This is a genomic window from Pseudomonas trivialis (assembly GCF_001439805.1).
GTDB classification, from domain to species: domain Bacteria; phylum Pseudomonadota; class Gammaproteobacteria; order Pseudomonadales; family Pseudomonadaceae; genus Aquipseudomonas; species Aquipseudomonas trivialis.
Genome location: NZ_JYLK01000011.1, coordinates 187,665 through 195,125 on the forward strand (window position 1 = coordinate 187,665; position 7,461 = coordinate 195,125).

Annotated in this window: 6 protein-coding genes; 3 read left to right on the forward strand and 3 right to left on the reverse strand. The window is 61.0% G+C overall.

Annotated features, from left to right (window positions below; translation table 11 throughout):
* Positions 1–3 precede the first annotated feature (3 nt).
* The 3 genes from tssE to tssB are packed head-to-tail and all read right to left on the reverse strand — an operon-like array spanning position 4 to position 2,430.
* The gene (gene tssE, locus TU79_RS17220) at positions 4–417 is read right to left on the reverse strand and encodes a type VI secretion system baseplate subunit TssE (RefSeq protein WP_057009102.1); all 414 of its coding nucleotides are present in this window, start codon (positions 415–417) and stop codon (positions 4–6) included.
* Entirely contained in the window at positions 418–1,896 is a 1,479-nt protein-coding gene (gene tssC, locus TU79_RS17225; RefSeq protein WP_057009103.1) for a type VI secretion system contractile sheath large subunit, read from the reverse strand.
* Between the two features lie 30 nt (positions 1,897–1,926).
* A complete protein-coding gene (gene tssB, locus TU79_RS17230) occupies positions 1,927–2,430 on the reverse strand; it encodes a type VI secretion system contractile sheath small subunit (protein WP_057009104.1) in 504 nt (167 codons plus the stop codon).
* Between the two features lie 433 nt (positions 2,431–2,863).
* Between tssB and vasI the strand changes: the two genes are divergently transcribed.
* The 3 genes from vasI to TU79_RS17245 are packed head-to-tail and all read left to right on the forward strand — an operon-like array spanning position 2,864 to position 7,363.
* Positions 2,864–3,430, forward strand: a complete 567-nt coding sequence (gene vasI / locus TU79_RS17235) for a type VI secretion system-associated protein VasI (protein ID WP_231986800.1) — start codon at positions 2,864–2,866, stop codon at positions 3,428–3,430.
* Positions 3,418–4,836 carry a type VI secretion system protein TssA gene (gene tssA / locus TU79_RS17240; protein ID WP_057009105.1) on the forward strand — a complete coding sequence of 473 codons (1,419 nt, stop codon included), beginning with the start codon at positions 3,418–3,420 and terminating at the stop codon, positions 4,834–4,836. Before vasI ends, tssA begins: the two co-directional genes overlap by 13 nt.
* A gap of 4 nt (positions 4,837–4,840) precedes the next feature.
* Positions 4,841–7,363 (forward strand): type VI secretion system Vgr family protein, encoded by a 2,523-nt coding sequence (locus TU79_RS17245; protein ID WP_057009106.1) that lies wholly within the window; start codon positions 4,841–4,843, stop codon positions 7,361–7,363.
* Positions 7,364–7,461 lie beyond the last annotated feature (98 nt).

Consider the following 7,461-nt stretch of genomic DNA (forward strand, 5'->3'; position numbering starts at 1 on the left):
TCCTCATTTCACGCGGGTGTAGCCGTCGCGGCCGTGCATGGCCACCTCGATCTGCACCTGTTCTTCCTTGTGGTTGACCTGCACCTGGCAATCAAGACGAAAATTCAGCTCCAGCGGCAGGTCCGGGTCGGGCTGATAACGCACGCCCGTGACCCTGATGCGCGGTTCAAACGCCTCCACCGAGCGCCGGATATCGGCGCTGATGGCCACCACCAGATCACTGCTCGCCTGGGTGATGCCGTTGAAATCACGCAGGCCCAGCTCGGGGCTGCTTTGCGAGCAGCCCTGACGTGAGTTGAGCACCTGTTCCAGGTGGCGTTTGATCGCCTCGACACGTTGTCGCGCCTGTTCATCCGCGCTGCCGGGGCGGTAGCGCGGTGCGTCGGGCTCCAGGCGTTCGAACAGGCTGGCGCCCATTTATTGGGTGTCCAGCCGACCGACCAGTGAGATCTCGAAATTGGCGCCCATGTACTTGAAGTGCGGCCGCACTGCCAACGACACCTGATACCAGCCGGGATTGCCTTCGACGTCTTGAACTTCGATCTTCGCGGCGCGCAATGGGCGACGACTGCGTACATCGGAAGAGGGGTTTTCCTGGTCGGCGATGTATTGTTTGAGCCAGTCGTTTAGCTCGCGCTGCAAATCCTGACGTTCCTTCCAACTGCCGATCTGTTCGCGCTGCAGCACCTTGATGTAGTGGGCCAGGCGATTGACGATAAACAGGTACGGCAACTGGGTGCCGAGCTTGTAGTTGGTCTGGGCTTCCTGGCCTTCGCGGGTCTTGGGGAAGTTCTTCGGTTTCTGTACCGAGTTGGCAGAGAAGAACGCCGCGTTGTCACTGTCCTTGCGCATGGTCAGCGGAATAAAACCGGCTTCGGACAGTTCGAATTCCTTGCGGTCGGAAATCAGCACTTCGGTGGGGATCTTGGCCTGCAATTGGCCGAGAGATTCGTACAGGTGCACCGGTAAATCATCCACCGCGCCGCCGGATTGCGGGCCGATGATGTTCGGGCACCAGCGGTAGCGGGCGAAGCTGTCGGTGATGCGCGAGGCCATCAGAAACGCGGTGTTGCCCCACAGGTAATTGTCGTGGTTGCCATCAACGGCCTCGTCGTAGCCGAAGCTGCGGGTCGAATTGTCTTGTGTGCTATAGGGCGTGCGCAGCAGGAAACGCGGCAGGGTCAGGGCCAGGTGGCGGGCGTCCTCGGACTCGCGCAGCCCGCGCCATTTGGTGTGACGGGGGCCGTCGAAGATATCGCTGATTTCCTTGAGGTCGGGCAGGCCCTGGAAACCCTCGAGATTGAACAGCTCAGGCCCGGCCGCGCAGACAAACGGTGCGTGGGACATGGCGCCAATGGAGGCTACATAGCTGAGCAGCTTGATGTCCGGCGAGCCGGGGCCAAAGGTGTAATTGCCGATAATGGCACCCACCGGTTCACCGCCGAACTGGCCGTAGCCGGCGGTGTAGACGTGCTTGTACAAGCCGCTGCGGGTGATGTCGCCGGCGTTGTCGAAGTCGTCCAGCAGTTCATCCTTGGTGACATGCAGCATTTCCAGCTTGATGTTCTCGCGAAAATCGGTGCGATCCACCAGCAGCTTCAGCCCACGCCAGGCCGACTCCAGTTGCTGGAGCGGCGGCTGATGCAGGATCACGTCCATCTGCTTGCTCAATGCACGGTCGATCTCGGCAATCATCTGGTCGACGCGGTGCTTGTTGACCGGTTGCTGGTGATCGCCGCTTTGCAGGATCTCGCTGATGAACGCGGCCACGCCCTGGCGGGCCACGGCATAGCCTTCCTGAGACGGGCGGAGGGTGGTGTTGGCCAGCAGTTGATCGAGCAAGGACGCCTGTTCGTCGGCGACCAGCACTTGGGCGGTGGCACTTTCCCTGGGCATGAGGGCTACTCCATATGCAATTAAAGGAAATCAGTTGTTTGGCGCGTCAAGCACCAGGTTCAGTTCGCTGGCCAGCCGTTGGCGGGCGGTTTCATCGGTCAGCAGGTTTTGCAGATGCTTGCGAAAGGCGGGCACGTTGCCCATCGGTCCCTTGAGGGCGACGAGCGCATCACGCAGCGCCAGTAACTTGTTCAGTTCGGGTACCTGACGAGCAATAGCGTCAGGGCCGAAGTCATTGATGCTTTTGAAGTGAAGTTGCACATTCAAGTCCGTGTCGTGCTGGTTGTTCAGTACGCAGGGAACGGCCATGTCCAAAGCAACTTCGGCTTTGGTCAGTACTTCGTTGAAGGTGTCTTTATCTATTCGAACGGAGGGTCTGTCTTCAAGCGCGCTTAGTTCACTGTGACCTTTGAAGTCGCCCGTGATCAACAGTTTGAGTGGCAGCTCGACTTCGACTTGTTGATCGCCCGTCGCCGGCACGTACTTGATGTTGATGCGTTCTTTAGGCGCGACGGAACTTTGAGATTTCGACATGGGAAAAGTCCTTTTTTGAAAGTGGCGCTATTAAAAGCGCATGTTTCTTAAAAGTCATGTCGGACAAAGTCGATTCGTTTCGTGGTCTTGGGATGTAAGACGTTTCGCTGTTTAATGGTTTTTACTTCTGTAGAGAAAATTCTTACGCTAGTTGGTTTTAATATCTGAGGGGGGTGTCTGTTATTTGAGGATTTCGCAGAAAAGTTACACCTGCGACTTGCCTGTTTGTTATCTGGGCGTTCACGCTAAGTTGCTGTGCTTAATGGTGGGTTTTCACCGTTGGCTCAACAATAGTAGAAGTTGAATTAAAACCCTGGAGGAGGCGTTGATGTGCAAGGGAAGGCAACGTTGGCGTTGTATTGGGGGGCTGTGTGTGGCGCTGCTTGCCGCGCAAGTGCGGGCAATACCCGCTGCTCAGGATTGCCCGGCGATCGTGTCGCCTCTCAAACGCCTGGAGTGCTTTGACCTGGCCGCCGGCACCCCTATCCATCATCCGCCTGCGTTGCCCAAGGCACTGGGCAGGGTGCTGCCGATTGTCGACCTGGTGCAGCGTAATGAGGCCAGGCGTTCACCCGACGACCAGCGCTTCCTGCTGTCGTCTTTCCCGCATCCAAACAACGTCGAGCCTCCGCGGCTGGTGATATCAGCCCCGGCCTTGGGCGCGTTGCCGCCCCGTCCCTATTTGGCGATCAGCTGCGAATCGAGCATTTCGCGGCTGCAATTGGTACTGGATGAGCCGGCCAGGCCCAACAGAATTCGTATTCAGCTGTTCAGGGATGAGCGCCCGGTCTCCGCGGCCTATCAATGGCAGGTGCTGGACGACGCCGGCCTGGTGGTCGATGCCGGACGCGGGCTGCAGGCCATCTCGCTGTTGCGCAATATGGGCGGCGGTCAACGCCTGCGAGTGGAGAGCGATTATCCAAGCTTGCACGGCCTGGTATTCGATGCCGAAGGGCTCGGCGAACTGATCGAACGGGAGCGTCAGGCATGTCGCTGGTAATCGACGTTCCGGTCGATGTCGTGAATCGCTTGCTGGCGCCTGTCTACCCTGAGCAGCCTGCCGGGCATTTCGATGTGGAGGACGAAACCTACCAGGCCATCGACCAGGAGATGGTCAAGCTTGGCGGTTTGCGCGAGAGCGATATCGACTGGCCCTACATCGACGAAGCTTCCCGCGAATACTTGACCTGCCAATGCAAGCACTGGCGCATCGTAGGCCATCTGCAAGTGGTCTGGTTGCGTACCCGTCAGTGGCCGCGCTGGGCTGATGCCCTGGAGTTAATCGCTGGCTTGGTCGAACAATATTGGGACAGCGCCTACCCCAAGCCTGGCCCGACCGGCTACCTGAACAAACGCAAGCAGGTGCAGCGTCTGTTGAGCGACCTGGGACAGGTATTGCCGACTCTGGAGCGCAGCAGCTTTGAACCCGTCTATCAAGCCGTGGCGCAGCGGGCCCTGGCCAGGCTGAAACAGTGCATCGAGAGCGCCAAACTCGAGCATGCGCCGCTGGATTCGCTGCAACGGCAGTTGGACAAATACGGCGAGCCGCTGGTGGCGAGCGAGCCTGCCCGTGTGGTCACCGGCGCCGGCGTTCTGGACTCGGCTTTTTTCGCCAGCCCCAGGCCGCCAGCCCCAGGCAACGAGCGTGAACAGCGCCGCGCCGTGTTGAGCATGGCCGAACAGATCAACCAGCAGGACCCCTACGACCCCACCGGCTATCAGTTGCGCCGTTTCGGTCTGTGGTCCCATCTGCGCACCGCGCCTTCAATCGTCCGAGACCGACGCACTGAATTGACCGCCGTGCCCAAGGACATCGTCGACGGTTATCAGGACGCGCTGAACCAGGGCGCTGCCGACCCGAATCTGTTGCAGCGCATCGAAAAAAGTGTCTGTGCCTCGCCGTACTGGCTGCGCGGCAGTTACCTCGCCGCTCACGCTGCCTCGCGCCTGGCGATGGAGGAGGTGGCCGCCGCCATTCGCCAGACCTGCGAACGTTTTGTCTGCCGTTTGCCGGCCCTGCTGGAACTGTGCTTCAGCGACGGCACGCCGTTCGTGGATGCGCAGACCCAGGCTTGGATCACCGGCGCCGATCAGACCGACACAACGCGCAGCCCGGTGCAGGAATACGCCGGCCTGCGCGATGAACTGGCCACCCAACTCACTCAGGAAGGCGTCGAAGTGGTGCTCCTGCGCCTGCAGGATCTGCACGCCGCCCATGACGCCCCGCGCCAACGCAGCTACGCCACGGTGATCGCCGCCGACCTTCTGGCATCCCGTGGCTTGTCATGGCTGGCGGACGACCTGTACGCCAGCGTTGCGCGATTGATGCGCGATACCACCGCGCAGGGGTGGGAGCCGCAACTGTATCAGAAGGTGGCAACCGTTATCAGTGAAAGTAAGGACTAGTCACATGCCCCGCCAAAGCGACGTGCGTTTCACCTTCGAACCCTTGAAAGGCGACGTCTTCGACGTGGTCTCGTTCAAGCTCGAAGAAGGCCTCTCCATGCCGTTCAAACTGGAGCTGGAGCTGGCCAGCCACAATGCCGCCATCGACTTCAATAACGTGCTCGACCTGGCGGCATTGTTCACCCTGTGGCGCGGCGAAACCCCGGTGCGCTATGTGCACGGCCTGGTCAGCCTGTTCAGCCAGGGGGACACCGGCTTTCGCCGTACCCGCTACACCGCCGTCATCGAACCCACCCTGGCACGCTTCAAGCTGCGCTCCAACTGGCGCATTTTCCAGGGCCAGGGCGTGCCCGACATCATCACCAGCCTGCTTGCCGAGCATCAGTTGACTGATCTGCGCAGCGAAATATGCTTTGAGCACCCACCCCGCGAATACTGCGTGCAGGCCGGCGAAACCGACCTCGATTTCATCAGCCGGCTCGCCGCCGAAGAAGGCATGCTCTACCGCTTCGAGCACCGCGCCGATGGCCACACCCTCATCCTTACCGACCGCGTCGGCGGCCTTGGCACCGTCGGCACTCACACCGATTGCGCGGTGCTCTATCAGCCCATGCCCGGCGGCGATGCCATGGAGCCGGCACTCACCCGTTTCCACTACACCGAACAGGTGCGTACCGCCGTGCAGGTGCAGCGCGACTACACGTTCACCCACCCGCGCTACAACCAGCAACACACCGCCCGCGGCGGCCAGGATCTGAACAACCAGCACAAGGACTACGAACGCTACGACTATCCCGGGCGCTACAAACGCGACATCGCCGGCGCACCCTTTACCAAAACGCGCCTGGCCGCCCTGCGCAACGACGCCAGGCTGGCCCACGTGAGCGGTGACGACGCGCGCCTGCAACCGGGGCTGGCGTTCGACCTCAGCGAGCACCCGCGCGAGGATTTCAATGACCGTTGGCGCACCATCACCATCACCCACGAAGGCACGCAGCACAGCAGTCTGGAGGAAGAAGCGTTCGCCAGCGCCAGCGGCACGGCCTATGAGCTGAAGGCCACGGCCATACGCTGGACCTGCGACTGGAAAGCCCCGTTGGGCGAGAAGCCCTGCATTGACGGTCCGCAGATCGCCACGGTGGTCGGGCCGCCGGGCGAGGAGGTTTATTGCGATGAATGGGGCCGGGTGAAAGTGCAGTTTCCGTGGGATCGCGCGGATAAAAACAACGACCACAGTTCCTGCTGGATTCGCGTCACTCAGGGCTGGGCCGGCGCAACCTGGGGTGCCATGGCTGTGCCGCGAGTGGGGCAGGAACTCATCATCAGCTACCTGGACGGCGACCCCGATCAGCCTATTGCCACCGGTCGCGCCTACCGGCAGACCAACTTGCCGCCTTATGAACTGCCCAGACTCAACGCTGTAGCGACCACCAAAAGCCGCGAGTTCAAGGGCACCCGGGCCAACGAGTTGCGCATTGACGACACCACCGCGCAAATCAGTGCGGCATTGATGAGTGATCACGATCACAGCGCCTTGCACCTGGGTTACCTCACACATCCGCGCCACTACGGTGGCGGCAAACCAAGAGGCGAAGGGTTTGAGCTGCGTACCGATGGTCACGGGGCACTGCGCGCGGCCAAAGGCTTATTGCTGACCGCCGAAGCACAACTGAACGCCGGCGCGGGTCAACTGGAACGTGGGCAAGTCATCGAGGTGTTGCAGGCAGCCCTGACGCTGGCAAAACACTTGGGGGCCTCGGCGGAGGAGGCGCAGGGTATTGCTCAGGATTGGCAGCCGCAACAGGCCCTCACCGATGCCGTGAAGGTGCTGGGGCAGGGCGCCAATGATCAGCCCACCGGCAGCGGCGAGGGTGCGCAACCGATCATCGCGTTGAGCGGACCTGCCGGCGTCGTCGCCGCCACCTCCCGCAGTATCGCCTTGGGCGCAGGCGAACACATCGACAGCGTTGCACAACAGAACCAGCAACTCACCGCCGGAAAAAAAGTGGTGATCAATGCCGGCGACGAGCTGGGCCTGTTCGCCCAGGGCGGTGACATGCGCCATATCGCGCAGAACGGGCAACTGCTGTTGCAGGCCCAACACAACAGCATTCAGGTGCAAGCGGACCAGAGCGTGGAAATCAGTGCCAGCCAGCAACACGTGCTGGTGGCGGCAGACAAGCACATCACCCTGCTGTGCGGCGGCGCCTATATCAAGATGCAGGGTGGCAACATCGAGCTGGGCATGCCGGGTGACTTCACGGTGAAGGCCGCTAACACACGCTTCCTTCAGCCAAGCCATGCCAGCGCGCACTTCAATAGCTGGCCCGCCACCTCGTTCAACGAACGCTTCCAAACCTTTTTCAGCAATGGTCACCCCATCCGCAACCGTGCGTACGCGCTGGTCCGCAAAGACGGCGCACGTATTGAAGGGCGCAGCGATGGCGAAGGCTTCGTCACCCTGCAACAGGGCATGACGCTGGAAGGGCTGGTACTGGAATGGCTTGAAAACGGAGACCCCACATGACCGATAACCCAACGGCGCCGCGTGTTGCGCCCATGACCTACAACGCACGCGGCAATCCGGTGCATACCTGGACCCTTACGCCCAGCCATATCACCGAC